Source organism: Stenotrophomonas sp. SrG, from assembly GCF_050031795.1.
Classification (GTDB): Bacteria; Pseudomonadota; Gammaproteobacteria; order Xanthomonadales; family Xanthomonadaceae; genus Stenotrophomonas; species Stenotrophomonas rhizophila_A.
The window spans coordinates 1-234 of the sequence record NZ_JBNBBE010001430.1; the positions used below are offsets into that span (position 1 = coordinate 1).

At 75.6% G+C, this 234-nt stretch carries 1 pseudogene; it reads right to left on the reverse strand.

What is annotated here, in order from left to right:
* Window positions 1-234, reverse strand: a pseudogene (locus ACQG3P_RS24115) (cell envelope integrity protein TolA); the annotation flags it as partial.

Sequence of the window (234 nt, forward strand, 5' to 3'; positions counted from 1 at the left end):
CGCCACGTTGTCCGGGCGGGTCCCCGCCGCCAGCACCTTCGGCGGGATCGCGGCCGCGTTTTTGGCCCGCAGGCCGTCGCTGGTGCCGCCGCCACCGGCGGCCGGCTGGGCGGCGCCGCGGGCACCGGCGGTGGATTGCCCTGCGGCCGCCCGCGCCGCAGTGACCTCGCGATGTTTCTGTTCGGCGCGCTTGATCTCGCTTTCCTGCTGCGCGCGCTTGTCGCGGATCTCGGA